We start from the raw sequence: 25,439 nt of genomic DNA, 5'->3' as shown, positions 1-25,439 counted from the left end.
ATTAAAGTTGATAAAACAAAAAATAAGAAATGCGATGCATAATACTGATGCATAAAGAAAATTTTAAACAAGAGAATTTCATCAGATGGTGATTTTTTATGTTAAGAAAATTTATTCTTTCTCCTGGAAATTGGTTATTTTAAACTTCTGTTACTGACAGTTTTTATGACATCTTTTTTGAATTTATTGTCACAGATCATTGAAATAATGTCATACTTCTGGCAGGCTGTCAGTATTTTAAACAAATTTTAAGGGGTAAATTCTCAATCTGTCTGCCAGCAAAATGAAATAGTTCATGCATTTCATACTATAGAAACCCTTCTTCAAAATTTGTTGGCTACTAGAGAAAGAAAACAGATTTCATTATTTTTGTACAAAATCATCCTTATGGGCCGCAGTTATATTTTTCTTGCTTTAGCAATTGTATTTGAAATCATCGCAACCAGTTTTCTGAAAAAATCTGAAGAATTTTCAAAGCTATGGCCTTCTGTAGCTACTGTAATAGGATATGCTGCTGCATTTTATTTCCTGAGTATTACGCTCCGGCAGATTCCGGTAGGGATAACCTATGCAATCTGGTCTGGGGTAGGAATTGTTTTTATCACCCTTATTGGTGTAATTGCTTTTAAACAGGTTCCTGACCTCCCAGCAATTATCGGTATTGCCCTGATTGTTATTGGGGTTATTGTTATTAATGTGTTCTCAAAGATGGGAACGCATTAGATATAGTGCGATGATAAACTTAGGGGTAATAGGTAATAGGTAATAGGTAATAGGTAATAGGTAAGGCAGTTAAGTTTATTGGTCGGGTTTTTCAGTTTGTTATAAAGATCGGGCGGTGATCTTCTTTAGAAAAGTAATGGTTGACGGATTATTTTTTTTGGAATTTTCTGAAAATTTCCCTGAGTTGGCATTACTTTGTCCGAGGTTTTCCAAATGGATTATAGGAAATTCCGACATCGAGGTAAAATGACGGCTGATATTTCGCTTCAAAAATATAGTCTTTAAAAGATTCCTCTTTGTCAAAAACTCTTGCTCGCGGGACAGCCCTGATTCCTGTTTTTAAAATTCCTACAAAGTTTCCACCAAGGTTATGTTCATACATCGCTCCCGAATTGATCTCAACCTGCCGAAATTCGTAAGTCCTGTTATTGCGGTACAGGTAAAAATTAGTATTGTCCATTTCTGTTCCCAGGGAGATCCTTCCATTGGCGAAAATATCTTTTCGGATCAGCATTTTTTTCGGAAGAAGAATATCGAGAACCCATCCGTTATTAAATTTGTTTTCATAAGTAAAGATGGGGAGCACCGGAATCTGTGCACTGGGATCAATAAAACCGGCAATACCGATAATCATTTTTGTTTTTGGTGTTGCTTTCAAAATCACTGAAGCTGTTACTGTTCCCCGGGCTCTTTCAAAATGCTGATTACTTCCATCTACAGAAACTGAAGCCGTATAAATGGCTGTTTTATTAAATAACCTTGAAAAATAATTAAAATTCACTGCCTCAGTATGATAATGAAAGTTTTTTTCCTGTTTTCCGGCTCCGGGCTCTACAGGATGTTCCGTATTCATTGAGGTGTAGCGGTAATTGAGAGAGGTACCCAGCAGCCAGTTTTTCTTTTTGATAAAATAAATATTGGCTCTGGCTCTTATCTGCTGAAAGCTTTTTACTCGATTGTCTGGCAGATCTGCACCCTGAAGCTCTGATGAAAACTTATAAGGTGCAGTCTGGGTAAAATCTACAATAAGATCGCGGTTCTGTGGAAATTTATCGGCAAAAAATGCCCTTACTTTTAAAGGAATACTGTCTTTTTCTGAGCATTTACGATACTTTTAAAAGGAAAGATGGCAAGCGGAAAAAGAACTCTTCTCAATGTTTTCATGGTTTTATTTTAGTTGTTGGATGGCAGACTGGAAAAAATTGAACCGAAATATCCTGTCATAAAATATTTCAATGCTGTTCTCGATGATGAAGTTGGTATAGCGGGCGCTTCCAGCTGTCAGGTCCTCTTCTACAAAAACAAACCAGAGCTCTTTGAGTTCATTATATCTTTTGAATTCCTCAAATGCATTCCAGTCAAACGGCGTGGAATGTTTCATGTCATAAAATAAAATACCTTTCCGGATCCCTTTTTCTTCTATAATATTAATAGGATGGTGGATGTAGTTTAGGATTTTGAGATGTTCATGATAACATTCTGCAAAATGATGAAGATCAATAAGCTGTATTACTTTTTCTTCCTGTTGGGATTCTGTCATATAAAAACATTCTAAAGTGATTTCCTTTGCTAATTCCTGAAAAACGGCTAATTCCATAAGCATAAATTGAACAGGACAAAGAAATACAGAATAGACATGCTCCTGAATCTTTTTATACGAAACCGCTTTTATTTTATACGAAATCAGAGTGCGGGAAAATTGGTATAATAAAATACAGGGTTGGTATAATATTATATGAATAGTTTTCGTTATTCTCTATTTTTGTTCCAGTATTCATCACTCCGGAAAATATGAAATTAAGCAACTACAGATTCAAAGAAACACTTGTTATGGATTTTCTGACAGAAGGCCGGTTCAGACTTTCCAGACACCTGTTGTTTTTAATTTTCTTTTTTCTCCTGTTGTACAGTGCCAGGTTCTGGCATTGGTATTCTGGTATATATCAGTATTATATTCTCTTTTTTGTATATATAATGTTGATTACGATGGTTTACATTAATATTTATGTCCTTGTGCCCAGGTTCTTTTTCAGAGCAAGATATATTACCTATCTTATATTGCTGGTTTTAATGGGAGTGATTGGGCTAAACCTGATCGGATATGGATTTAAAACCCTGTTTTCCGATTTTAGGATTGTCAACATAAAAACAGAAGGTGAAAAGGGCAGTATCTATGAAGGTGTTCTGATGTGTGTACCCATCATTCTGACCACAACAACCGTAAAGCTTCTGCAAAAATGGATTCATGATAATAAAAGAATTATGGAACTCAGCAACCTTACCCTTCAGATGGAACTGAATGAACTCCGGAATCAGATTAATCCGCATTTTCTTTTTAATATGCTGAATAATGTGAAAGCACTGACCCGGACAGATCCGGAAAAAGCATCCACGGTGATCGTCAAACTCTCGGAATTCCTTAGGTATCAGCTTTATGAAAACAGTGAAGAAAAAACTTTGCTGACCTCAGAAATTGATTTCCTTTCCAATTTTCTTACTCTGGAAAAGATAAGAAGAGAGAATTTTTCCTTTGATATTGAAGCTGATACAGAAAACAAGGCTTCGAAAAGTGTTTTTATTCCTCCTAATTTATTCACTACTTTTGTTGAAAATGCTGTAAAACACAGTGCAGACATCAGTGGAAAAGATTCTTATATCAGGATCATCATCAGGGTTGAAAATAAAGAATTATTCTTTACATGTATTAATTCCAGGGATCCTAAATTCATCATATCCAACGAAAAGTACAGCGGACTGGGGCTTGCCAATATTAAAAGAAGACTGGAGCTGTTATATGGCAGTACATTTGATCTGAAGATTGCTTCCGGAGAAAAAGAATATACCGTAAATTTAAAAATTCCTGTATGAACTGTATTATAGTAGATGATGAACCACTGGCAAGAGCAGAAATGCGCTCATTGATCAACGAAATTTCAAAAATTGAGATTCTTGGAGAGTTTTCTAATGCCCCGGCTGCACTGGATTTTCTTAAAACCAATGATACCGATCTTATTTTTCTGGATATTGAAATGCCAATGGTTACCGGACTTGAGTTTGCAGAAATGCTGCCGGAAGGAACACTGGTTATTTTCACAACAGCGTATTCCCAATATGCTCTCAAAAGTTACGAGCTGGAAGCGGTAGACTATCTTCTGAAGCCTGTTGATCCTAAACGACTTGAAAAAGCAATAGGGAAAGCTATTTTGTACAGCGAACTTTTATCTAAAAATACCATAAAAAATACGGTAGAATCCAATACGGAAGACTTTCTGTTCATTAAGGCAGACCGGAGATTTTATAAAATTAGTTTTTCGGATGTTAAATTTATTGAGGGATTGAAAGACTATGTTGTGATTCATACCCGCCAGCAGAAGCTTATCACGGCCATGAACCTGAAAACCATCCATCAGAAAATTTCATGTGAAGCTTTTTTAAGGGTCAGCAAATCTTATGTGGTGAATGTTGATTTCATTGATTCATTTGATAACCATAATATCTATATTGATGAATCTGAAATTCCGATAGGAGAGGTCTACAGATCAGAGTTCTTTACAAAATATGCAGGTGGGTTCCTGAGTTCTGACTAGCGAGTTCTGTGCAGTTAAAATGCTAAGGCTTTTCTGTGATTAAAAAATCTCCCACAGATTATTCAGATGACACAAGTCTTTCTGTTTTAATTTTCCCGTAAATCCAGGATATTTTGCAAATCTGAAAAAAAATCTGCACCATCTGCGGGAATATGAAGGATGGAAATTGATTTTTAATCTAATAGTAATATCAGGAATAAAGCTTTTGGTCTTTTTCGCAGTAAAAGCTTCTTCGTTTTCCTAAGCCTGTTTGCTTTTTAATCAGTTTCAGTCCACATTTCGGACAGATTGTTTTCGTGTGGACCAGCCAGTGCTTTTTTAAAACAAATTCCTTTTTCCATTCCAGAAAATCAAAACTGTAGTTTCGGGCTTCAGCAATAAGGTCTTTCCGTTTTTTAGCCGGCAGTTTTCCTACAAGGCTTTCCGGTTGTACTCCGATTCTGAAAAGAACTTCATTTTTGATGATATTTCCTACTCCGGAAAAAATATCCTGATTCATTAAAGCATCGCAAACCATCATTCCCGGTTTTGCTTTCAGTTTCTGCTCCGCTTTTTCAGGGTTCCACAGATCGCTCATAACATCAGCTTCCCAGTCAATAGAAGACAGAAATTCAGAGTCAACAAGTTTTACAGAGCAGGTGTAAAAATACATGCTTTCTGACTGAAAGTGCAGTGATAAACGGAGGCTTTTATCCGGTTTGGTCTGTTCATCAGTACTATAGGAACCAAACATCAGCAAATGAATCCGGATTGCATGTTTCCTGAATATAAGGTAGGTCTGCTTCCCGAAAGTACGGATGTCCAAAAGAATCTGATCAATCAGAGGATCTTTGTCGAATTGAGCGTTACCCGAAGCTTCTGTCACGGTTTTCCCGACAAAATACTGCAGGCTTTCTTTCATGATGAGTATGGATGGACCTTCAGGCATAATTTTGCTTTTCAATAAAAATTCAAATACTATTCCGTAAAAATAAAATTTGGAGTAATTTTGAAAAATGATGAACTTAAACCAGATTTTTACCAATCAGCGTACAGGGAACAATCCACATACTAAAGCTTCAAGAACTGATTTTCAGAGAGATTTCGACCGAATTATTTTCTCTTCCGCTTTCAGAAGATTACAGAATAAAACCCAGGTTTTTCCTCTTCCCGGAAGTGTTTTTGTACACAACCGGCTGACTCACTCGTTAGAAGTATCATCGGTAGGAAGAAGTTTAGGAAGCATCATCGGAGAATTTATTTCCGAAACCTATAAAAATGAGTTGACAGAAGATTCCAGAAATTTCTATCTTCATAATTTAGGAAATGTAATTGCGGCGGCCTGTTTATGTCATGATGTGGGAAACCCTGCTTTCGGACATTCGGGAGAAGATGCCATTGCGAGCTATTTTGAAAGAAATGAAAAAGACCTGAAACCGAAATTCAATGAAAAAGAATGGGCTGATCTGGTGAATTTTGAAGGAAATGCCAATGCCATAAGAGTGTTGGCACAACGCCAGCAGGGAAAAGATGAAGGCGGGATTCAGCTTACATTTTCTACCTTAGCCAGCATTGCAAAATATCCCTGTGAAGCGGTGGCTAAGAAAAAAGGAATTATACACCGGAAAAAATTTGGGTTCTTCCAGAATGAGAAAGATCTGTTTTTAGAGATTGCCAAGGGTACGAGTCTGATTACAGAAAGTTCGGAACCATATATTTTCAAAAGACACCCGTTTGTATGGCTGGTAGAAGCTGCAGATGATATTTGCTATAATATTATTGATATGGAAGATGCCCACAGGCTGGGAATTGTATCAACCGCCGACTGTGAAAACCTGTTTTTCGAATTGGTGAAATCAGAAAGCAATGATATGGGCCGGGTGAAAAACAAGCTGGCTTCCATCTCCAATGAAAATGAGAAGATCTCTTACCTGAGAGCGAAAGCCATTAATGCTTTAATCAATAAATCGCTTGAGATTTACAGGAATAATTTCGAAACCATTCTTGAAGGAAACCTGGATAAAGCCCTTCTGGATGTTTACAAAGCTGACAACAGGGCACTGCACGATATTGAATCTTTCTCCATTGAAAAGATCTATAACCACAAAGCGGTCGTAGAGATTGAAAATGCCGGTTACAACGTAATGTATGAGCTTCTCGATCATTTTATTCCATCCATTCTGAAACCGGAAGATGAAAGAAAATCCTATGATAAAAAAGCCCTGAAACTCCTTCCGAGACAATTTGTGTATGAAGAAGGAACCGATTACCAGAAAGTTCTTGGAGTAATTGATTTTGTTTCAGGAATGACCGATAATTTTGCCACCGACCTTTACAGAAAAATCAAAGGGATTGATATCGGAATGACCGTTTAGTTAAAGCTGAAAAGGTATTTTTAAAATCAGGATATTATTTTGAGAATCAGGAGAATATTCATATTTTCCCGAATAGTCGTTTGAAATCGGGTAAACGGCTTTGACAGATAATTCGTCGTTGATCAACTCAAAGACTATTTTTTTGATGAGCAGGCTGTTTACTCCGCTGTTTTTCAGATAAAAAGCTTTAGAGAAATTTCCTTTAGCAATAAAAACAGCCTTCTTACCTTGTGCAATAAATGTTTCTATTTCTGAGATGAAAAATTCTCCTTTCAGATCTTTATTGGTTACAAAAGGTGCCAGCATCTGTAAAGGAAAAGAGAGTGCTACTTTATTCTTATCATAGATATCAAGGTTTGATTCCAGAGTGTCAAAGTCCCTGTTGGTTTTCTGGCTGCCTTCTTTCTTTCCAAAAGCCTCGGTATAAGTGATCTGAATATGTGTTTTTTTATCACCGAGTAGCTGTAAGGTAATACCGGTAGAAAGAAAGTTTTCAATATTTTGCTGCAATGGAATAATTTCCAAACCTGAAAATGAACTGATACCATTCGGGCTGCTGCTGAAAGAGTAGTTATTATAGTATGTTTTTTGTCTGATTCTTAAGAGTTCTTTGATCAGATTGGTCTTATTATAAATGAAATAATTGTATTCATGTTCTTTGTTATTTAAAAACAGATTATCCAGATGCGGGTAATAAGGCTGATGCTGCTGTGCCTGTAAGCCGGAAATTGCCAGTAGTAAAGCTAATAGAATAATTTTCATGGTATAGTTTAAGGTTATTAGTCGTAAATATAGCAGATTTAAAACTAAAATTATTTTATCTTTATCATAACTAATACTTAAAAATTAAACTATGAGTCTTTATTTAGCACCCATTATTTTTTTCGGACTGATTATTTTATTTGCTTCATTTTTTGTGGTTAAACAGGAAACAGCGGCTATTATTGAGCGTTTCGGAAAATTTCAGACTGTGAGACATTCCGGGCTGCATCTTAAAATTCCGGTTATTGACCAGATCGCCAAAAGACTGAATTTGAGAATTCAGCAACTGGATGTTATGATCGATACCAAAACACTGGATAACGTATTCATCAAAATGAAAATATCGGTTCAGTACCAGGTGATCAGGAATCAGGTAGGAGACGCCTATTACCGTCTGGAAAACCCGGAAAATCAGATTACCTCTTTTGTATTTGACGTTGTTCGGGCTGAAGTTCCCAAGCTAAAGCTGGATGATGTTTTTGTAAGAAAAGATGACATTGCAGTAGCGGTAAAAAGTGAACTTCAGGAAGCAATGAACAGTTACGGATATGATATTATTAAAGCTCTGGTAACCGATATTGATCCGGATGAACAGGTAAAACATGCCATGAACAGGATCAATGCAGCAGAAAGAGAAAAAACAGCAGCAGAGTATGAGTCTGAAGCTCAAAGAATAAGAATTGTAGCGGTAGCCAAAGCAGAAGCTGAATCTAAAAAACTTCAGGGGCAGGGGATTGCAGATCAAAGAAGAGAAATTGCTAAAGGTCTTGAGGAATCTGTGCGGATGTTGAATAACGTAGATATCAATTCTCATGAAGCATCTGCTCTGATCGTCGTTACACAGCACTACGATACCTTACATGCCGTAGGAGCAAGTAACCGGAGTAATCTTGTCCTTCTTCCGAATTCACCAACTGCGGCAAGCAATATGCTGAACGATCTGGTAGTGGCGATGACTACTGCCAATACCGTAGGAGAAGCCACTAAAGGAAAATATCCGGAACCACCTCAGAAAAACTCTTAATCTAAGAAATAAAGCAGAGAAAGGATAAGAAGGAAGTTCCTGAAGAACTGAAAAATAAATACATTTAAATTGTGTTGATGAAGTCAATAAAATAGCTGTTTAATATTCTGATCCGACACTAACTTCCATTCTCATTTTTTCCAGCTTCCATCAAAAACGCCCGGCTTCGCCGGGCGTTTTTTTAATTATTTTTTAGTTTTAGAAACCTGTTCTATCAGGGTATATTTTATAGAAGAAGCATCAGCCGGAGGATTGGCAATTTTCTCTGTTTTCACTTTCAGAACATATTCATATCCAGGCTCGTAAGTGAATCCTTCAATCTGAGAGTAGAAATTAGTCCAGCTTTCTGAAGCACTCTCTTTTACCTGCATGCATTTCATACGTCCTGCCCCGGCAGAGCAGTCTACAGTTTGAGCTCCTACGATTAAGGTTTTTTCACCGGCATTGGCTGTATTTTTCTTCGTTTTGGAAACTTGTTTTACCAATGTATATTTTATAGAGGATCCGTCAGCCGGAGGATTGGCGATTTTCTCTGTCTTCACTTTCAGAACGTATTCATATCCAGGTTCGTAGGTGAATCCTTCAATGTTGGTGTAGAAGTTAGTCCAGTTTTCTGAAGCTTTTTCTTTTACCTGAAGACATTTCATTGGAGCTACTCCGGTACAATCGGCAGTTTCCGGTCCTACAATGAATGTTTTTTCATCGGCTCCTGCTGCATTGGCTGTTGTACATTGCGTTACGGTGAATAATGCTAGTGCAGGAACAGCTCCTTTTAGAATGGTTGTGATACTTTTCATAAACTTATTTTAAGGCCTAATTGACAATTACCATGCCGAAATTTTTTCTATAGATTTTCTCTGGTTCATTAATTTTTAACGATTCAATTTTAATATTCTTAATATTTTAACCAAAAGAAACAATTGTATAGAATTAAACAACATTAACGTGAATGTGGAGTAAAGAAATTAAAGTGTACCTATGGCCCTTTCTTGTAATTCGAATATTCCTCCCTCATAAGACAGTAATATTATTGTATCTTCGTTTTTCAAAATAAAAAGATCAATGAGGAATAGAATTGGAGCAGGTATATTGTTTTTTACAGCGGTTTTTCTGTGTAATGCACAAAAAATAAAAAAAGAGGATGTTATCGGATTCTGGAAACTGAAAGAGGCCGGATTTTATGAAGAGGGTAAAAAAGTGGTGAAAGATTTTGATGATTGCCGTTTGATGAGGAATTATTCCATCAGAGAAGACGGGTTTGCAGTTTATAACCGTATAGAAGGAAGTTCCGGGAATTGTACACCAACTGAGCCAAGACTTTCTTTCTGGAAAATAACTGAAAACAGGATTCAGTTTTATGTGGGAGATCAGGTTCTGGAAGAGTCTGTTGTTACTTTAAATAAAGATAAAACGATTACATTATCCTCCTATATCCCTGAGCATATTAAAGTTGCTGGAGATACCTTAGCAGAAAAAGTAATCAATACTGTTCATTATGATATTCTTGAAAAGCAATATTAATCATACGCATTAAATTTTGTAAGTATGAATAACATTACAGTTATTTATCTTATCAATCTGCTTGTCATTTTCCTATACTTTTTGAAAGAGGCTCAGGCTTTGCATTTCAAAAAAAGTATCAATACAAACAGATTCCCCACAGATTGCACAGAATACACAGATTTTAGGTTTTTTAATTCTCACAGATCTTCGCAGATTCACCGCAAAGTCGCAAGGCTTTTAATGATTATGCTGCTTTTAGGGCGCAAGAAAACCGAAGATTTTCAGTAAGCTTTTATAACTCTGACTAATTAGCTGAAGGCTGGTCTACAGCTTCATCGAATCACCAGAGTTGAATCTACACTTTGCTGCCTGAAATGTGCTTTGCCTATAAATGAACTTTGCGTTTCAAAAAAACAGCAAATTTTCACACAAAATTCAATAGCATTATAATTTGGTGGATTCTTTCGGTTTGGCTTCAATACCTGTGAACTTCTGTTTTCCAATCAATAATTCAAAAAATAGCCTGAAATCCGAGATTAAGGACCATAAAGGATATCTGAAAGTAGCCGGTTTATTTTTTTCAATAACAGCATGACTGAACCATGCAAAACCGTATCCAAAGATCGGAATGTACCATAAAAATCGTTCTTTTCCGGAGCTGATGACATACCAGATGACCACAAAGATAAGCAGGGTTCCGATAAAGTGAAAAATTCGGGTTCCCATTTTCCTGTGCTCAGTAAGATAGAACTGATAAAATTCTCTGTAAGTTTTTATTCTTTCTGACATGGTGAAGTAGTTTGATGTTGTTCAGTAAGTTAAAGCAATAATTCTGCCGATTTTTTATAGCGTTAAAAAGTAAAAGGGCGAAACTGCAGATCTGCCTTTTCGCCCTTTTTATTTTCTGAAATATATCGTTTATTTTATTTCTTTTCGAAGCTTACTGTTTCTGTAGCCATAGCCGAAGTAAATTACCATTCCTATGGCAAACCATAATCCGAACCAGAACCAGTTGTCGTGGCTCATTCCGGTAAGAAGATAAAGACATGAGCTTAAGCCGATCAGCGGGATCAGAGACAGATTCTTGATAAATGTAACAATACACAAAACAAGGTTGATCAGGATAAAGAAGAAGATCGAAGCTCTGAATTCACCTTCTTTGGGATCTTTCCAGTTCATAAGGTTATCGAAAAACTCCGGCTGCCAGTAATAGAAAGCGGCTAATCCACCAATGAAAATGACAGGGAAAATAATCTTTCCGTTTACATACGGAAGGTGAAATCTTCCTTTAATTTTTTCTTTGGCCGGAAGAAGCAATACTCCTGCACAAACTAATACAAATGCGAATATCGTTCCTATACTGGTGAAATCCAGGATGAAAGTTTTATCGGTAAATAAAATAGGGATTCCTACTACAATTCCTGTTACAATAGTGGCGTAAGAAGGTGTTTTATATTTAGGATGTACTTTCTGAAATCTCTGAGGCATCAGTCCGTCACGGCTCATCGCATACCAGATTCTCGGCTGCCCCATCTGGAACACCAAAAGTACAGTGGTAATAGCAACGATAGCCACAAAAGAAACAACAAGTTCCATCCATGCTACATTGGCATTGGTTTTTTCAAATATAAAAGAAAGAGGATCTCCAACTCCGTCAAACTTCCTGTAATCTACCATTCCTGTAAGAACAAGGGTCAGGGCGATATAGATAAAAGTACACAGAACAAGAGAGATGATCATTCCTTTAGGTAAGGTTTTCTGCGGATCTTTGGTTTCTTCAGACAGTACACTTAAAGCATCAAAGCCAATGTAGGCAAAAAATACCCCCGAAACAGCACTCATTACTCCGGCAAAACCATTAGGCATAAAGGATGGTGTTCCTGTTACCGGGCTGACTGGAGTCCAGTTTTCGCTATTTACATATGCACAACCAACAAGTATTACCAGTACAATAACAGCCAGTTTTAAGATCACAAGAGAGTTGTTGAAATTCTTACTTTCTTTTACACCAACATAGCAAAGCCAAGTAATCAAGCCATTAATGACCAAAGCCGGAATGTCTACGATAAACTTCAGGCTTCCGATTAGCGGAGCGCTTTTCCATGCATTGAGTAACTCTTTATTTTCAGAACCGTTTTGGAAAGCTTTCCGGGCTTCAGTATAACTGCAGGTAAGATAATCAGGAATGTGCATTCCGAGACGCTCTAAAAAGCTGGTGAAATAATCAGACCATGAAAAGGCCACGTAAATATTGCCGAAAGAATATTCCATGATCAGTGCCCAGCCGATAATCCAGGCAATAAGCTCCCCGAAACTGGCATAAGCATAGGTGTACGCTGAGCCGGCCGTAGGGATTCTGCTGGCAAATTCAGCATAACATAACGCTGTAAATCCGCAGGCAAATCCACATATCAAATATAGAAGGATAACACCGGGACCTCCTCTGAAAACGGCTTCACCTAAGCTGCTGAAACTTCCTGCACCTATGATGGCCGCAATACCAAAAAATACAATGTCCCATACTCCCAATACCCTTAAGAGACCCGTTGAGGTGTCCGTATCTGAGTAGATTTTTCTTCTAAAAAGTTGATTCATCCAATAACTATATTTGATTTGAAAAAAAACAAAAGTAATGATAATTATAAAAGTATGTTAAAAAATAGCTAAATTTTCCATATTTTTCCTTAAACTCCCGCCGCAGACTTGTTTAAGCAATAAGTTTTCAATACTTTCGTTGATATAATAGACTAATTTTTTTATTCAAAAAAGAATGAAATCAAAAAAAATACTTTTAGCGGCTGCGGTCATTTATTTCGGAATTTCCGATGCTCAACAGTCTCAATATTTTACACAGAAAGAAAATTACAGATTCAATCTAGCTGAAAATCTTTATCAGACCAAAATATACAATGCTTCCCAATATGAATATGCAAGACAATATTTCTACAATCAGAATTTGTCACGTTCAAAAAAAGAGGCAGCACAGTTTTTTGATAATGTGATTGGGGTTATCCTTCAGAAAAATCATGCTGAAGAAGGATTAACGGCTTTCATGAAAGAATATCCGAATTCTGCTTATTTTGCTCAGGCCAATCTTCCGTTGGCGGATTATTATCTGGCTAAAAAAGATTTTGACAAAGCGTTGGAAACCTTGAAAAAGGTGAATCAGTATCAGCTTTCAAAAGAAGAAAATACACAGTATATTCTGAAATTGGGGTATGCCAAGTTCATGACCGGTGATTCTAAAGGGGCTACTGATGCTCTGGAAGAAGCCTATAAAACGGCTGATCAGTCGCAGAAAGGGGATATCGCCTATATGCTGGGACATCTTTATTATTCCAACAGGCAGAATGACCGGGCTTTCCAATATTTTGACTCTGTAAAAGACGACCCAAAATTCTCCAAGCTTGTCCGTCCTTATTATGTACAGATGTACTATAATGATAAGAACTATGATCAGGCTATTACTGAAGGGAATGCATTGCTGAACGAAAATATTTCTGAATCTTATAAAGCAGAAGTTCACAAGATCATCGGGGAAAGTTATTTCATGAAAAATGATTACACTTCGGCCTATCCGCATCTGAAAGACTATTTAAATGTACAGCAGAACCCGTCTGAAAATGACCTGTATGAAATGGGTTTTGTCGCAGCTCAGCTGAAAAAATATGATGAAGCGGTTTCTTATTATAACCAGCTTCTTAACAGTAATTCTGCGCTGGCTCAGAATGCTTACTATCAGTTAGGAAATGCTTATCTGGCGGTAGATAAAAAGCAGGAAGGCCTTTCCGCATTCCGTTCTTCTTATCAGATGGATTATGATGCAAAAGTAAAAAAACTGGCTCACGAACAGTACGCCAAGCTTAGTTACGATATCGGAAACCCGTTTGAAAGTCCGTCTGCGGTAATTCAAAGCTATATCAACAACAACCAGAATGATGCGAATGCTCCGGAAATGAGATCGCTTCTGGTAAAATCTTATCTGTATTCCGGAAACTACCAGGAAACCCTGAACGCTATTGATAAATTACAGAGTTCTACTCCGGAGATCAACAAGGTGGATCAGGAGGTTTCTTATCTTTTAGGAACGGAAGAATTCAACAAAGGAAATTATGATGAAGCGGAAAAATATTTCCTCAGAAGTTTAGGATTCAGCATCAATAAAGAATTTTATAACAGGGCATTATACTGGCTGGGACAGGTGTATTACCAGAAAGGAAATTACCCGTCTGCCATTGTACGCTACGAAAAACTGTTGAATGAAAATTTCCCTGAAAAGCAGCAATTATCATACGATTTAGGATATGCTTATTTCAAATCCAAGAAATTTGGCCAAGCAGCAACTTATTTCAAGCAGTATCTGAACAATCCAAAGCCTGAATTCAAGAATGATGCGGAACTTCGTCTGGCAGATATTCATTATGCTAACAATGATCTGAATGAAGCGATTGCTATTTATGATAAAAATGAAGATGCTACAGATTATACCTTGTATCAGAAGGCTATGGCTTTAGGATTTAAAGGTGATACACAGGCTAAGATCACGAATATGAAGAACCTTTTATCCAAATATCCAAGTTCTGAATATTATGATGATGCGCAGTACGAAATAGGAGCAGCTTATGCAGCTCAGGATGATTATACCAATTCCAATGATTATTTCGGAAAGGTAATTAAAACGTCTTCGGATAAAGATCTTATTGCTAATGCTTCTATATACAGAGCGCAGAATTATATCGACCAGAATCAGAATGATAAAGCGCTTTCTGAACTGAAATCACTCGGAGAGCAGTATAAAAATACAGCGTACGCCAGCAAGATCGTTCAGGCTGCCAAACCTATTTTCACTAAAAACGGAGATGTTTCCGGATATGAAAATTTTGCCAGAAATATCGGGGTGAATGTGGATGCTTCTGAAATCGATGAGATCAACCTTTCAACAGGAAAACAATATTTCACGAAGAAAGATTATAAAAATGCAATTTCTTATTATGAGAAGTACCTGACCCAAAATCCTACAGGTGAGGGACTATACCAGGCGAAGTATGAATTAGGAGAAAGTTATTACCAAACCAATAATTCAACTAAAGCTTTACTTGTTTTGCAGGAAGTGGCTGGAATTCAGAATGATTACCAGGATGATGCACAAACTCGTTTAGCTCAAATCTTTATCGCGCAAGGAAATACTGCTGAGGCCAAGAAGTACCTTGAAAACATCAAAAATTCTTCAGATATCGGCATTAAAAACTACGCCAATGTTGAGCTGATGAAGCTGTATGCGGATGAGAAAAACTTCTCTCAGGCTGAAAAACTGGCTGATGCTGTGATTGCCAATACGAAAAACTCTGCGGCAGTTATTGAAACTGCTAAAGTGATCAAAGCAAGAAGTTTGATGAATTCAGGGAAAGATAAAGATGCCCAGGCTTCGTATACTTCTCTTGAGAAATCATCCAATACATCGGTAGCTGCAGAAGCATTGTATGCAAAAGCGTACTATCAGAATAAAGGAAAGGCTTACAAGTCTTCTAATGAGACAATCTTTAAGCTGGCCAATAACTATGCATCAGAAGACTATTGGGGAGCTAAAGCACTGGTGCTGATGGCGAAAAACTATGTCGGACTGAAAGATAATTACCAGGCAAGCTATACCTGCGATCAGATCATTGAAAATTATAAAGATTTCCCTGAAATCGTAGCAGAAGCAAAAGAGGTTAAAAAGCAGATTAAAAAGTAAAAATGCAGTATCCTGTTCATGTAAACAGCCGTTGAAGGACTTTTACGTGAACACATAAATACACTCATAGTAATGAACAGAAAAATTCAATTATTATCCATATTATTCTTAGGGGTTTCGTCAGTAGCGTTCTCCCAGATCAAAGAAGAAAAACTGATTCTTAATAAGAAAAGAGAGCCGGAAGTGAAGAAGATCGAGAAGAAGAAAACTTCTGTAGAAACAATTAAGAATTATCCGCCGGAAGAGAAATCCCAGAATCCTGTAAAATATACGATTACAGATGTTCCTGCTGTTTCAGATTTTAAAACTTCTACCATTCAGGGGCAGGATGTAACTCCGAAATTTGAAGGAACGGCTCAGAATAATTATCTGCAGTTTGGAATGGGTAATTTCGGGAAGATTCTTGCGGATGCCAATATTTCCAAAACGCTTGAAAATAAGCTTGAAGTAGGGGCAGATTTCCATTTCCTTTCTACATTAGGTCTGAAAAAAGAATATGCATGGGATTCCAAGCAGAGTTCTACAGCGATCGGAGCTTACTTAAATTCATATGGTGAAAAAGGGAAATTTAACCTGAATGCACAATATGGACTGGATAATAACAGATATTACGGGATTTATGCCCTGGAGCCTTCTGCAGATGTTGATCTGAAACAGAGAGTCAACCAGTTCAAAGTAAACGGATATTATGATTTTTATTCGAATGAAATTCTGAATGACATCAGGGTAAAATCATCCTTCCTGAAAGATCATTTTGATGCTCAGGAAAACCAGGTATCCATTTTGGCGAATCTTTCCAAACATGCGGTGGAGATTGGAAAATCAGGAATCAATCTGAATGCGGATCTTGGAGTAGGTCTTGAAGCCGTAAAAACTGATTTCGGCATCGAAGATAAGAATTCATCCAATTTTGTAAATACCAATTTACTTCCGAAAGTAACGTTCAGAAAAGGAGATTCTTATTTGACGTTAGGATCTTCATTTGCTTTCCTGAATTCCAAGAATTCAAACGATTACTTTGCCCAGCAGAAAAATAATAAGACGTATTGGTTCCCACAGGCTGAATTCCAGTTTGCTGCTGCGAAAGAATTTAAATTCTACGGAGGGGTAGACGGTGGTTTGAAGCTGAATACATACGGAGATATGTTACAGGCTAATCCATTCATTCTTTCTGACCAGTTTTTAAAGCCTACAGAGACGAAATATCACTTTTATGTAGGATTGAGAGGAGATATTGATGAAACGTTCAAATACGACTTCTCTGCGGGTTACGGAAAGATGAGGGATATTATGTTCTTCCAGGCGAATAACCTTTTCAATAATACCTATTCGCTGAACCGTTCTGCCTATGATTTTGCCAATACATTCTCTGCCGTATATGATGACGGAAATGTAAGTGACATCAAAGGAAGTGTACAATATTTCCCGCTTGAAAATCTTATCCTTGATGGTGAAGTACGATTTACGAAATACGACCTGAAAAACTATGAGGATATTTATAACGTTCCTTTAGTGAATGCAAGCATCGGAGCGAAATATACGATGCTTGACAAAAAACTTCTTCTTGGATTTAAGGGAATTTTTGCAAGTGACAGAACGACTAATTCATTTGGTTTTGAAGGAGTAGCAGCGCCATCAGGAATGGTATTCCAGTCTACAGAAAACAGAAATGATAAAGTAGGCGGTTATGCTGATCTGAATCTTTCCGCAGAGTATAAAATCCATAAGAACTTTAGTGTTTTCGCTCTTGGAAACAACCTGCTGAGCTCTAAATACCAGACTTATAAAGGGTATAAAGTACTGGGAGCACAGATCCTGGGAGGGGTGAAAATCACTTTCTAAGCTTTAAAGAAATTTTAAAATAGATGAACCTTACATTTTCGGATGTAAGGTTTTTTCTTTTTTGATACATCAGTTTGTAAAATATTGATATGTAAATGTTTGTAGCAGTTTGTTTTTGTATTGAAACAGTTGTAAAGAACTTTCACTTTACGGTAATAAAAAGGATTTTAGAATTAAGCTTCTATAATTAGGGGAAATTGTAAAAAAATCATTATTTTCGCACTCGAAATCATAAGCAGCAGGCTGTTTTCAGTCTTTAATACTGCTCATGAATCTGGCTGCATAGTTTAATGGATAGAACTTCGGATTTCGGCTCCGACAGTGAGGGTTCGAGTCCTTCTGCGGTCACTTTTAGCCCCTGTTTAGGGGCTTTTTTTATTTACTACCCCGGATATCCCAAGAACTTATAGCTATTTGCTGTTTTAAGCTATCTTCTGAATTATATTTACTAAAGAATAGCCTTTTTTGTTCCCTTTTAAAAACATACAACAATTGGTGTTTTATTCATCAGAAGTAGGAATTCTCTCTGAAAATTGAGGATAGTCAGGATTTTGAATATCGAAATGTACATCGGATGGCTCGCTACTTTTTGTATATCTCCAACACCAGAATTCTACTCCAGAATTGATTAAGTAATCAATCCATAATAGAAGCTTTTCTTCGTTCTCACTCCATTTAACAAAGTAATAACCGCTTTCCGTTGGTCTTTCATTTGTAAGTTCTACATGGTCAAACATAAGTTTATAGTTTTTTTTGTTATTCTTAGATCATGTAAATTACTATTGCACAAATATCTCCGGCCGTTGCGGAGAATTTTATATCATGAATATCAATATCATTGGTTGATAAAAAGAAATTGATTTTTTCCTCCAGTTTTGTAATGTCGCTGTCTACGAAAATTTTTACTCTCATGGTTTAAATTTTAATTGTTTCAATATGCAATATATAGAAAATCGCCGGATTTTATTTTTTAATAATTTGTTGTTCTTTATTTTGGACGGATGATTTCAATCTTGAATTTTTGAATATTTTTGCTTTAAGATAAAAGTATCATAAAAGCTTTCTGCAAAGAATTAGAACTAATAATTAATTAGCCATCAAAAAATTAAGCAACAGGCAAAATGAAAGAGAATCATCAAACAAATAAACCATTGGAAACAGACGAAGAAATTAAAAAAATAGAAGACATTCTAGGTATAAAACCTGGGCAAGACCATGAAAAATCAGATTATTTAATAACATTAAAGCTCAACGATGTAACAATTGATGATTTCTCCAAATTTTTGCCCTATCTCAGTAAGGTAGGAAGAGTAGATCTCACCAACTGTATCATTCCCAGTTTTTCCGACTTATTGAAGCTGGATCATTGCAGTTATTTTTATCTTGATAATGTAACATTCAAAAATAATGGTAGCAATATCATAAGGGACTTTCCGCATGATGTTCGCTTTTCCAATATGAGCTTTGATGCCTGTTGTCTGAATGGTATGCAGGCATCGGGATCAACAAAGATATTCAGGCATCTCTTTATTAAAAACTGTCATATTGATAATATTCAGGAGCTGAGCAATATCGGAGGACTGTATTCCTTAGAATTAGACAAAATAACCTTCACCTGTCATTCAAAAAAAATAAAAGAGAAATCTATCAGCATAATCGATGTTTCCAACTCGCAGTTTGATGATATTTCTTTTATACCCTTTAAAAAATCGGTAAGAAATATTGATTTTAAAAACTGCAGGATAGGAAGTTTTGAAGGAATTTCGGGATTTGAGAAGCTTGGAGAAATGGAGATAGACAGCGATACCATCGTTGAAGATACAGAGGGACAGGAAAATCCTTTTAATAAAGAAATGATCTGCAGTTTCGTGAAGGGGGAAAAACCATTCAGCTTAAGAAATGTACTGTCTCTAAGAAATTATATCAATGAATTACATTTTACCGGTTTTAAAGAAAAAACGATTGATGATCTGGGGAAATTTGAAAAGTTAACCAGCCTGTCATTGGGCAAATCCATATTGTATGTGGATGCTTTTTTACCTATTGCCAGACAAATCAGGAAAATAGAACTCAGAGACTCTGTCATCAAAAAACATACTTATTTCAAACACTTTTCTAATCTGACAGGTTTTGAATTAGCATGTTTTGAAAAAGAAAATGCAGATGTCCGGAGCTTTTTAAAACTGCTTCCTCTGAAAAAGCAGCTGAAAGAACTGGTGTTTTATGAAAGAGATGAATTACGGAATAGGCTGAAAACCTACCCGGTCGGACAGTTTACAGCCCTGGAATCTTTAAAAATCGGTTTTGAAGTTTCAGCGCAGACCGTTGAATCCATTCTGACTTTAAAAAAGCTCAAAAGGCTGTATGTAAGTATTAAAAAGACAAAACAGACTTTCGATATAGGAAGGTTAAAAAAGCTTGAGTTTTTAACTCTTATCTTAGCGGATATCTCAACAAAAGTACGTTTCACCGGATTTGAGCATCTGAAACGCTTACAGTCACTGGGGATCATCAGTGACAGAAAATTTGATCTTAAGACACTTCCAAAGATGAAATCTTTAAAAAGATTGAGCGCTTCTGGCTATGATTGCCATATTAAAGGGATGAATCGATTTCCTAATTTGGAATTTCTGAAACTTCACGGAGCAATGAAACTGGAGCTGAAAACCTTGAAAAAGCTGAAAGTTTTGGACCTTCAAAATAGTGAAATTAAAGATTTTTCTTCGTTCGAAATACAACCTTCCCTTGAAAAATTAGATTTGTCAGGTCTTCAGGGAAAAATTAATTTAGAAAGGATATCGAAATTTCCTAATCTGAAATGGCTCACCCTCTTAGAAAGTTATGAGGTAGATGATATTTCAGGCTTAGAACCTTTAAAGAAATTAGAACGTCTTGATTTATACAGAACAAAAGTGACAGATATACGCGTGCTGAATACTTTGCCGGATTTAAAGGAAGTCAATATAGCAGTGAGCAATTATGGAGAATTAAATTTAGAATCGCAGCTGGACCGTCCGGAAATAGCTATTTACAGTGGATTACCATTGCGTAATTTATCAATTTGGAAAAAGGATAAATTCGGCATTTAAAATCTTCTAAGATATTCATCACAGACTAATTAAGAATAAAACAAAACCATCAACTCAATATACCATTGGAAACAGACGAAGAAATAAAAAAAATAGAAGAGATTTTGGACATCACCTCTCAGGAGGGTGACAAGAAGCCTGCCCCTATCAGAAGATTAGAGCTCAAAGATGTAACAATTGATGATTTTTCCAAATTTTTGCCCTATCTCAGTAGGCTGACCACTTTATATCTCACCAACTGTATTATTCCCAGTTTTTCTGATTTATTGAAATTGGAGCATTGTCATTATTTCTATCTGGATCATGTGACGTTCAGAAATTATGACAGCACAGTAATAAGGGATTTCCCGGGTGAGATCCGTTTTTCCAATATGAGTTTTGATGCCAGCTGTCTTAGAGGTCTCCATACATCGGTGGACAAAGTGGTTAAGGAGCTTACAATCATAAATTGTCATATTGATAATATTCAGGAGCTGAGCAATATCGAAGACCTGTACTCACTAAGTCTCCATAAGATAACCTTTACTTACAAACCAAAAAAAATAAAGCAGGGATCTATCAGAAGTATCCATATTTCCGACTCACGGTTTGACGATGTTTCCTTTATACCCTTTGATCAATCGGTATCTGATATTAGTTTCAATAATTGCAGGATAGGGAGCATTGCCGGACTTTTGGGGTTTAAGAAGCTTGAGGAAATCGGTATAGATACCGATACCACCGTTGAAGACACAGAAGAGCATGAAAATCCTTTTAATAAAAAAATAAGCTGCCATTTCGCGACAGGGGAAAAACCATTCAGTTTAAAAAACGTAGTATCCCTTAAAAACTATATTAATCAATTACATTTTACCGGTTTTAAAGAAAAAACAATTGATAATCTTGGGAAATTTGAAAAGGTAGACCGTCTGCTATTTGATGAGTCCAGGTTTTATGCAGATGCTTTTTTACCCATTGCCAGGCAGATCAGGAGAGTTGAAATGAGCAACTCTGTCATCAAAAAACATACTTATTTCAAACATTTTCCCAATCTGACGAGCTTTGAATTCAGATGTCATGAAGACAATCATATACAATCCCGGAATTTTTCAAGACTGCTTCCGCTAAAGGATCAGCTGAAAGAGCTGGATTTTTATGAATCCCTTGAAAGTCCGGCAGCCTATCCGGTCGGACAATTTATAGCCCTGGAAACTTTAAAAATGGGTGCTGAAGTTTCAGTAGAAACCGCAGAGTCTGTCCTGACCTTAAAAAAGCTGAAAAAATTAGAGCTCAATGTTGAAAAAACGAAGCAGACTTTCGATATAGGAAGCTTAAAAAAGCTGGAGTTTTTAATTTTTAATTCAAGAGTTGGTTTCACCGGATTTGAACATTTGAAACGCTTAAAATCTTTGGAAATAGTGAATGAAAGTAAATTTGATATTACCACATTTCCCAAAATGAAATCTTTAAAAAGGTTGAATTTTTATGGGCATAATGGTAAAATTAAAGGGTTGAACCTGTTTCCTAATTTAGAATTCCTTCAGATTCATGCAGCGGGGAGACTGGAGCTGAAAACCATGAAAAAGCTGAAAGTTCTGGACCTGCAAAGTAGTAAGATGAAAGATTTTTCTTCGTTTGAAATCTTACCCGCCCTTGAAAAATTAGATTTATCAAATCTTCAGGATAAAATGAATTTAAGAGGGGTATCGAAATTTCCCAATCTAAAATGGCTCACCCTCTTAGAAAGTTATGAGATAGATGATATTTCAGGCCTAGAACCGCTAAAAAAGCTCGAGCGTCTTGATTTATACAGAACAAAAGTGACAGATGTGCGGGTACTGAACACTCTGCCCAATTTAAAGGAAGTTAATATAACAGTGGAGAATTATGGAGAATTAAATTTAGAATCGCAGCTGGACCGTCCGGAAATAGCCATTTACAGTGGATTACCATTGCGTAATTTATGGATTTGGGAAAAGGATGAATTCGGGATTTAAAAAGGCAATGATGTACAGATGTTTATAATGATCAGATAATAGAGCTCCAAAATATTCAGGTTATATTAAGTGTTATAACTGATGATCAATGTATAAATTTCCATAAGAAAATGATGTTATTTAAGTTTTTTAAGTGCTCCGTAAGAGTACTCTGTTCATAGAATTTGATAGATGATCTAAGGTGAGCTCCTTAGGAGCGACCTGATAATTATATTGATTAATATGCTGTTCTTAAAATAAAGTGGAATTATTCATCAACTTTGCGTTATTTTTTTTATTAGAAACAATTCAGATCTATTGAGTTATGGCAATGTAAACCGTATGTAATCAAATATATATAAATTATGGTGAGATTTAAACAGGCTCTTACAATATATTCCGGCCCAATTATTTTCCAATACCGGTTTTTTGCTTTTATGAACGGTCTTCCCAACGAATATCTTTTATATCATAACGAATATGCATTTGAACAAAAGTTTATTTCCTGGCTTAATTTTAATTGATATATTGTGCTCCCGTTTTACATAAGTTTAAAAATAAATAAAAAGTAAAACAATAATTAAAAAAAATAATATCAATCCTGTATTAAAGAGGGTGTTTTTTTAAGATATCTTAAGTTGAGGATTAGCCAAATAAAAACCATGAAAACCAAATTGTACTTATGCCTGTTAATGGCAGCAGTAAGTTCTATTACAGTATCTGCACAGACAATGTCTCTGGCAGATCAATTCATAAGCTATTTCAATAATTATCAGAAAAAAGAATTAGCGATGATGACAACGTCCGATTTTAAATTCAAAAATGAATCTTCGGATGAGATTTTAAACAGATATGACTTTTTTACCTTTTATTTTGATGATTCTGAAACGTTGCTTTCCAAATATAAGATTATTAAAAAAACGACACAAAAGGATAAAACCTATTATGTGGTAGAAGAACAGTCACAGTTTTTTAAATTGCTCGACGTTAAATTTCCGAAATGGAATATGACCATCACCACAGTAGAAGGAGAAGTAGATGAAGTTGCGCTTACACCAACAGAGGGCTATGATGCTTATATGACGGAACTGAAATCCAAGACAGAAAAGTTTGACGCCTGGATGACTGAGCATTATCCAAAGGTGGATTTGGAAGAATTAACAGATCCGTTCCTCATTCTGGAATATTTGAATAAATACGTTCAATCCAAAGGAATTTCTTTATCCGGTTTGCAGAAATATGATGAGTCTACCGGTATACCAGAACTGTTAACAGATAAAGATTCAAAGTTTGACAACATGGCCTGCGTGCATCAAAATAAATTGACGGAAGCCGAAAGAACCTCTTTTTATCCTTTCAATAAAGCTAAAAAAGTACTCTTAATCTCCTTTACGGATAAAGATAAAGAATTGAATTATTATGCTGAAACTCCCAGAATAACCGATTTGGCAATCGCTCAATCGACTAAACAGCTTAATAAAGTCGATATTAACAGATTAACTGATATATTTTATAATTACGGGTATAAAAAATTGGAAATGACGGTTCGTCAGAAATACGATTGTCCTGAATTTAAAAATGCAATAGTTTTTCTAGATGAGAATGACAAACCTTTTGAATACATAGCACTGTCTTTTGATTGCGGTCAGATTGAGTTCAGTTCCCGAAAAATGAATTATGGCCAGGAATGCAATACCAAAAGAGAATTTCTGGAAGTGTTTTTTGTTTCCAAAGGAGTTGATATCTTTCCACAAACCCTTAAAAAACCATGAAAACTAAATTATATCTATGCCTGTTAATGGCAGCAATAAGTTCTATCACAGTATCTGCACAGAAAATGAGCACGGCAGATCAATTTCTAAGCTATTTCAACAACTATCAGAAAAAAGAATTAGCCGGTATGCTCACCCCTGATTTTAAATTCAAAAGAAAATTTTCAACAGTAATTACAGATAGAAAAGAATTTTTAAACAAATATTTAGAAGATTCCGAAACGTTAATTGCGAAGTTTAAAGTGATTAAAAAACCGGACGGAAAAAATCAAAACTATTATGTAGTAGAAGACCAGTCACAATATCTGAAACTGCTTGATGTAAAATTTCCTAAATGGAATATGACCATCACCACAGTGGCAGGAAAGGTAAGCCAGGTGATGTTGGCTCCTACAAATGATCATGATAATTACGTTACGGAATTGACTTCAAAGACAGAAAAATTTAATTCCTGGATGAATGATAATCACCCGGAAGTTGATTTGAAAAAACCAACAGACCTGTCTCTGTCTCTGGAATATTTAAACGAATATATTGAGTCTAAAGGCATCCTTTTATCTGATCTGCAGCAATATGATGAATCCACCGGAGCAGTTGTAACCATATCAGATAGCAATTCATTATTTGACAACATGACCTGTATGCATCGTAATAAATTGACGGAAGCTAAAAGGGCGTCTTTTTATCCCTTTAATAAAGCTAAAAAAGTACTGTTAATTGCTTTTAATGATAAAGACTGGAAACTGGATTATTATGCTAAGTCTCCTAAAATAATCGACATTTCAAAAGCAATATCGTCTAAACAGCTTAACAAAGTCGATCTTAATACATTAACTGATTTATTCTATAATTATGGGTATAAGAAAATGGAGCTGGTAAAAACCATCAGTCAGGAATTTGATTGTTCTGAATTAAAAAATGCAATCGTATTTCTTGATGAAAAAGGTAACCCTTTTGAATATATAGCATTCGCTTTTGATTGCGATAAAATTGAGTTCAGTTCCCAAAAAATCAGTTATGGTGATGAATGCACTACAAAAAGAGAATTGCTAGAGCAGTTTTTTATTTCTAACGGAATGGAAACCGGTGAATAA

21 protein-coding genes and 1 tRNA gene are annotated in these 25,439 nt (G+C 36.0%); 13 read left to right on the top strand and 9 right to left on the bottom strand.

Annotated elements, in window-relative coordinates; translation table 11 throughout:
• The first annotated feature begins 387 nt into the window (after positions 1–387).
• Positions 388–723, top strand: coding sequence for a DMT family transporter (locus FW768_RS05115; RefSeq protein WP_153393271.1), 336 nt, complete (start codon positions 388–390; stop codon positions 721–723).
• 190 nt (positions 724–913) lie between these two features.
• Here FW768_RS05115 and FW768_RS05110 read toward each other — a convergent pair whose 3' ends face one another.
• Both FW768_RS05110 and FW768_RS05105 read right to left on the bottom strand, forming a co-directional pair.
• On the bottom strand, positions 914–1,609 hold the full coding sequence (locus tag FW768_RS05110) for a DUF6268 family outer membrane beta-barrel protein (RefSeq protein ID WP_231128789.1): 696 nt from the start codon (positions 1,607–1,609) through the stop codon (positions 914–916).
• A 282-nt stretch (positions 1,610–1,891) separates the two neighbouring features.
• Positions 1,892–2,320, bottom strand: a complete 429-nt coding sequence (locus FW768_RS05105) for a hypothetical protein (protein ID WP_153393265.1) — start codon at positions 2,318–2,320, stop codon at positions 1,892–1,894.
• A 194-nt stretch (positions 2,321–2,514) separates the two neighbouring features.
• On the opposite strand from FW768_RS05105, the gene FW768_RS05100 reads away from it, so the two are divergent.
• Both FW768_RS05100 and FW768_RS05095 read left to right on the top strand, forming a co-directional pair.
• Positions 2,515–3,591: a sensor histidine kinase gene (locus FW768_RS05100; protein ID WP_153393262.1), complete on the top strand. Its 1,077-nt coding sequence runs from the start codon at positions 2,515–2,517 to the stop codon at positions 3,589–3,591.
• Complete coding sequence (locus FW768_RS05095) at positions 3,588–4,310, top strand: LytR/AlgR family response regulator transcription factor (RefSeq protein ID WP_153393259.1); 723 nt, start codon at positions 3,588–3,590, stop codon at positions 4,308–4,310. The genes FW768_RS05100 and FW768_RS05095 overlap by 4 nt, the downstream gene beginning before the upstream one ends.
• A gap of 190 nt (positions 4,311–4,500) precedes the next feature.
• Here the strand turns inward: FW768_RS05095 and FW768_RS05090 are convergent, their stop codons facing one another.
• Positions 4,501–5,238, bottom strand: a complete 738-nt coding sequence (locus FW768_RS05090; RefSeq protein ID WP_153393257.1) for a DNA-formamidopyrimidine glycosylase family protein — start codon at positions 5,236–5,238, stop codon at positions 4,501–4,503.
• Positions 5,239–5,308: 70 nt separating this feature from the next.
• Between FW768_RS05090 and dgt the strand changes: the two genes are divergently transcribed.
• Positions 5,309–6,664 (top strand): dGTP triphosphohydrolase, encoded by a 1,356-nt coding sequence (dgt, locus tag FW768_RS05085; RefSeq protein WP_153399802.1) that lies wholly within the window; start codon positions 5,309–5,311, stop codon positions 6,662–6,664.
• Here dgt and FW768_RS05080 read toward each other — a convergent pair whose 3' ends face one another.
• Entirely contained in the window at positions 6,665–7,426 is a 762-nt protein-coding gene (locus tag FW768_RS05080) for a hypothetical protein (protein ID WP_153393254.1), read from the bottom strand.
• Positions 7,427–7,517: 91 nt separating this feature from the next.
• Here FW768_RS05080 and FW768_RS05075 point away from each other — a divergent pair, with 91 nt between their 5' ends.
• Positions 7,518–8,450, top strand: a complete 933-nt coding sequence (locus tag FW768_RS05075) for an SPFH domain-containing protein (RefSeq protein ID WP_153393252.1) — start codon at positions 7,518–7,520, stop codon at positions 8,448–8,450.
• A gap of 185 nt (positions 8,451–8,635) precedes the next feature.
• Here FW768_RS05075 and FW768_RS23630 read toward each other — a convergent pair whose 3' ends face one another.
• Complete coding sequence (locus FW768_RS23630; RefSeq protein ID WP_231128635.1) at positions 8,636–9,247, bottom strand: DUF4377 domain-containing protein; 612 nt, start codon at positions 9,245–9,247, stop codon at positions 8,636–8,638.
• A gap of 265 nt (positions 9,248–9,512) precedes the next feature.
• Here FW768_RS23630 and FW768_RS05060 point away from each other — a divergent pair, with 265 nt between their 5' ends.
• On the top strand, positions 9,513–9,971 hold the full coding sequence (locus tag FW768_RS05060) for a lipocalin-like domain-containing protein (protein ID WP_153393249.1): 459 nt from the start codon (positions 9,513–9,515) through the stop codon (positions 9,969–9,971).
• A 426-nt stretch (positions 9,972–10,397) separates the two neighbouring features.
• Here FW768_RS05060 and FW768_RS05055 read toward each other — a convergent pair whose 3' ends face one another.
• Both FW768_RS05055 and FW768_RS05050 read right to left on the bottom strand, forming a co-directional pair.
• A complete protein-coding gene (locus tag FW768_RS05055) occupies positions 10,398–10,742 on the bottom strand; it encodes a DUF962 domain-containing protein (protein ID WP_153393246.1) in 345 nt (114 codons plus the stop codon).
• Positions 10,743–10,871: 129 nt separating this feature from the next.
• Positions 10,872–12,548 (bottom strand): APC family permease, encoded by a 1,677-nt coding sequence (locus FW768_RS05050; protein WP_153393243.1) that lies wholly within the window; start codon positions 12,546–12,548, stop codon positions 10,872–10,874.
• A gap of 175 nt (positions 12,549–12,723) precedes the next feature.
• Here FW768_RS05050 and FW768_RS05045 point away from each other — a divergent pair, with 175 nt between their 5' ends.
• From FW768_RS05045 to FW768_RS05035, 3 genes are all read left to right on the top strand, one after another.
• Positions 12,724–15,687, top strand: coding sequence for a tetratricopeptide repeat protein (locus FW768_RS05045; RefSeq protein ID WP_153393240.1), 2,964 nt, complete (start codon positions 12,724–12,726; stop codon positions 15,685–15,687).
• Between the two features lie 72 nt (positions 15,688–15,759).
• A complete protein-coding gene (locus FW768_RS05040) occupies positions 15,760–17,529 on the top strand; it encodes a TonB-dependent receptor (protein ID WP_153393237.1) in 1,770 nt (589 codons plus the stop codon).
• A 276-nt stretch (positions 17,530–17,805) separates the two neighbouring features.
• Positions 17,806–17,877, top strand: a tRNA-Arg gene (locus FW768_RS05035).
• A 152-nt stretch (positions 17,878–18,029) separates the two neighbouring features.
• Here FW768_RS05035 and FW768_RS05030 read toward each other — a convergent pair.
• Complete coding sequence (locus FW768_RS05030; protein WP_153393234.1) at positions 18,030–18,266, bottom strand: hypothetical protein; 237 nt, start codon at positions 18,264–18,266, stop codon at positions 18,030–18,032.
• Positions 18,267–18,291: 25 nt separating this feature from the next.
• Complete coding sequence (locus FW768_RS23470; RefSeq protein WP_185151938.1) at positions 18,292–18,441, bottom strand: hypothetical protein; 150 nt, start codon at positions 18,439–18,441, stop codon at positions 18,292–18,294.
• A gap of 209 nt (positions 18,442–18,650) precedes the next feature.
• Between FW768_RS23470 and FW768_RS05025 the strand changes: the two genes are divergently transcribed.
• The 4 genes from FW768_RS05025 to FW768_RS05010 all read left to right on the top strand — a co-directional run bounded on the left by FW768_RS05025 (position 18,651) and on the right by FW768_RS05010 (position 25,439).
• A complete protein-coding gene (locus FW768_RS05025) occupies positions 18,651–20,618 on the top strand; it encodes a leucine-rich repeat domain-containing protein (RefSeq protein ID WP_153393231.1) in 1,968 nt (655 codons plus the stop codon).
• A gap of 65 nt (positions 20,619–20,683) precedes the next feature.
• Positions 20,684–22,594 carry a leucine-rich repeat domain-containing protein gene (locus tag FW768_RS05020; protein ID WP_153393228.1) on the top strand — a complete coding sequence of 637 codons (1,911 nt, stop codon included), beginning with the start codon at positions 20,684–20,686 and terminating at the stop codon, positions 22,592–22,594.
• Between the two features lie 641 nt (positions 22,595–23,235).
• Positions 23,236–24,345 carry a hypothetical protein gene (locus FW768_RS05015; RefSeq protein ID WP_153393225.1) on the top strand — a complete coding sequence of 370 codons (1,110 nt, stop codon included), beginning with the start codon at positions 23,236–23,238 and terminating at the stop codon, positions 24,343–24,345.
• Positions 24,342–25,439 carry a hypothetical protein gene (locus FW768_RS05010; protein ID WP_153393222.1) on the top strand — a complete coding sequence of 366 codons (1,098 nt, stop codon included), beginning with the start codon at positions 24,342–24,344 and terminating at the stop codon, positions 25,437–25,439. Before FW768_RS05015 ends, FW768_RS05010 begins: the two co-directional genes overlap by 4 nt.

This window comes from Chryseobacterium vaccae, assembly GCF_009602705.1.
GTDB classification, from domain to species: domain Bacteria; phylum Bacteroidota; class Bacteroidia; order Flavobacteriales; family Weeksellaceae; genus Chryseobacterium; species Chryseobacterium vaccae.
This window is presented reverse-complemented; position numbering and strand designations above follow the sequence as displayed.

What these genes read in the sequence shown, in the direction of transcription:
- FW768_RS05115 (WP_153393271.1), top strand. Translation starts at nt 388, where the DNA reads ATGGGCCGCAGTTATATTTTTCTTGCTTTAGCAATTGTATTTGAAATC.
- FW768_RS05105 (WP_153393265.1), bottom strand. Translation starts at nt 2,320, where the DNA reads ATGGAATTAGCCGTTTTTCAGGAATTAGCAAAGGAAATCACTTTAGAA.
- FW768_RS05100 (WP_153393262.1), top strand. Translation starts at nt 2,515, where the DNA reads ATGAAATTAAGCAACTACAGATTCAAAGAAACACTTGTTATGGATTTT.
- FW768_RS05095 (WP_153393259.1), top strand. Translation starts at nt 3,588, where the DNA reads ATGAACTGTATTATAGTAGATGATGAACCACTGGCAAGAGCAGAAATG.
- FW768_RS05090 (WP_153393257.1), bottom strand. Translation starts at nt 5,238, where the DNA reads ATGCCTGAAGGTCCATCCATACTCATCATGAAAGAAAGCCTGCAGTAT.
- dgt (WP_153399802.1), top strand. Translation starts at nt 5,309, where the DNA reads ATGAACTTAAACCAGATTTTTACCAATCAGCGTACAGGGAACAATCCA.
- FW768_RS05080 (WP_153393254.1), bottom strand. Translation starts at nt 7,426, where the DNA reads ATGAAAATTATTCTATTAGCTTTACTACTGGCAATTTCCGGCTTACAG.
- FW768_RS05075 (WP_153393252.1), top strand. Translation starts at nt 7,518, where the DNA reads ATGAGTCTTTATTTAGCACCCATTATTTTTTTCGGACTGATTATTTTA.
- FW768_RS23630 (WP_231128635.1), bottom strand. Translation starts at nt 9,247, where the DNA reads ATGAAAAGTATCACAACCATTCTAAAAGGAGCTGTTCCTGCACTAGCA.
- FW768_RS05060 (WP_153393249.1), top strand. Translation starts at nt 9,513, where the DNA reads ATGAGGAATAGAATTGGAGCAGGTATATTGTTTTTTACAGCGGTTTTT.
- FW768_RS05055 (WP_153393246.1), bottom strand. Translation starts at nt 10,742, where the DNA reads ATGTCAGAAAGAATAAAAACTTACAGAGAATTTTATCAGTTCTATCTT.
- FW768_RS05050 (WP_153393243.1), bottom strand. Translation starts at nt 12,548, where the DNA reads ATGAATCAACTTTTTAGAAGAAAAATCTACTCAGATACGGACACCTCA.
- FW768_RS05045 (WP_153393240.1), top strand. Translation starts at nt 12,724, where the DNA reads ATGAAATCAAAAAAAATACTTTTAGCGGCTGCGGTCATTTATTTCGGA.
- FW768_RS05040 (WP_153393237.1), top strand. Translation starts at nt 15,760, where the DNA reads ATGAACAGAAAAATTCAATTATTATCCATATTATTCTTAGGGGTTTCG.
- FW768_RS05030 (WP_153393234.1), bottom strand. Translation starts at nt 18,266, where the DNA reads ATGTTTGACCATGTAGAACTTACAAATGAAAGACCAACGGAAAGCGGT.
- FW768_RS23470 (WP_185151938.1), bottom strand. Translation starts at nt 18,441, where the DNA reads ATGAGAGTAAAAATTTTCGTAGACAGCGACATTACAAAACTGGAGGAA.
- FW768_RS05025 (WP_153393231.1), top strand. Translation starts at nt 18,651, where the DNA reads ATGAAAGAGAATCATCAAACAAATAAACCATTGGAAACAGACGAAGAA.
- FW768_RS05015 (WP_153393225.1), top strand. Translation starts at nt 23,236, where the DNA reads ATGAAAACCAAATTGTACTTATGCCTGTTAATGGCAGCAGTAAGTTCT.
- FW768_RS05010 (WP_153393222.1), top strand. Translation starts at nt 24,342, where the DNA reads ATGAAAACTAAATTATATCTATGCCTGTTAATGGCAGCAATAAGTTCT.